Annotated in this window: 2 protein-coding genes; both read left to right on the top strand. The window is 66.6% G+C overall.

The genetic code is table 11. The annotated features are described in order from the left end of the window. On the top strand, positions 1-993 hold a 993-nt coding region (locus tag ABI213_RS22010), incomplete at its 5' end, for a Gfo/Idh/MocA family oxidoreductase (protein ID WP_348028678.1). Next, positions 977-1617: ThuA domain-containing protein (locus ABI213_RS22005; RefSeq protein ID WP_348028676.1), on the top strand; the 641-nt coding region annotated here is incomplete at its 3' end. The genes ABI213_RS22010 and ABI213_RS22005, both read left to right, overlap by 17 nt.

Raw genomic sequence — 1617 nt, 5'->3', positions numbered from 1 at the left:
GAGTTTGGCGTGCCCTACCAAACGGTGGAGGCTCTGCTGGCCGACCCCAGCATCGAGATCATCGTCAACCTGACCATTCCCGCCGTGCACGTGGAAGTGGGCCTGCAGGTGCTGCACGCAGGCAAGCACGTCTATTCTGAAAAACCCCTCGGCACCACCACGGCCCAGGCGCGCAGCCTGCTGGAAGCGGCAGACGTGCGCGGTCTGCGGGTGGGCTGCGCGCCCGACACGTTTTTGGGCGGTGCGCAGCAAACCTGCCGCAAGCTGGTGGATGCCGGTGCCATTGGCCAGCCGGTGGCGGGCACCGCGTTCTTTCTGTGCCCCGGCCACGAGCGCTGGCACCCCAACCCGGCTTTCTACTACGCCCAGGGCGGCGGGCCGATGCTGGACATGGGGCCGTACTACATCACCGCGCTGGTCAACTTGATCGGGCCGGTGGCCCGGGTGTCTGGCAGCACGCTGCGCGCCCGCAGCCAGCGCCGCATCACCAGCGAGCCGTTGAACGGCAGCATGATCGACGTCGAGGTGGCCACCCACGTGGCGGGCACGCTGGAATTTGTGTCGGGCGCGGTAATCTCCATCGCCACCAGCTTCGATGTGCCCAAGCACCGCCACAGCCCCATTGAGCTGTACGGCACCGAAGCCAGCCTGCTGGTGCCCGACCCGAACCACTTTGGCGGCCAGATCGAGCTGGCCCGGCCCGGCGAAGACTGGCAGGCCCAGCCCACCGAACACGGCTGGGCCGACGGCATCCTGCGCAGCATCGGCGTGGCCGACATGGCCCACGCGCTGCGCGCCCACCGGCCGCACCGCGCATCGGGTGCGCTGGCCTTTCACGTGCTGGAGGTGATGGAGGCCTTCCAGCTCTCAAGCGACACCGGCCGCCACGTGCCCATTGCCAGCCGCCCCGAGCGCCCGGCCATGCTGCCCACCCTGCAAACCGTTAACAAAGCCACGTCGGCTTGGAGATTTGAACATGCTGAACACGCGTGAAGCCCTGATCGTATGGGGTGGCTGGAGTGGCCACGAACCCGAACAATGTGCCGCTGTGGTGGCCGACCTGCTCCGCCAGGCCGACTTTAAAGTGCGGATAGAAACCTCGACCGAGGCCTTTGCCGACCCGGCACTGGACCAGCTGAGCCTGATCGTGCCGATCTTCACCATGTCCAAGATCAGCAAGGAAGAGGTTGCGAATCTGACCCAGGCGGTGCAGTCGGGCGTAGGGCTGGCCGGGTTCCACGGCGGCATGGGCGATGCCTTCCGCGAGTCGGTGGAATACCAGTTCATGACCGGCGGGCAGTGGGTGGCGCACCCCGGCAACGTGATCGACTACCGGGTCAACATCTGCGGCGGTGACGACCCGGTGGTGGCGGGCATTGGCGACTTCGACTACCACTCGGAGCAGTACTACATGCACGTAGACCCGTCCAACCAGGTGCTGGCCACCACCACCTTTTCGGGCGCGCACGCGCCGTGGATAGACGGCACCGTGATGCCGGTGGTGTGGAAGCGCCGCCATGGCGCAGGCCGGGTCTTCTACAGCGCCTTGGGCCATGTGGCCCAAGAGTTTGCCGTGCCGCAGATGCGCACCATGTTAACCCGGGGTATGCAGTGGGC

The organism is Rhodoferax sp. (genome assembly GCF_039922535.1).
Classification (GTDB): Bacteria; Pseudomonadota; Gammaproteobacteria; order Burkholderiales; family Burkholderiaceae_C; genus Rhodoferax_B.
This window is presented reverse-complemented; position numbering and strand designations above follow the sequence as displayed.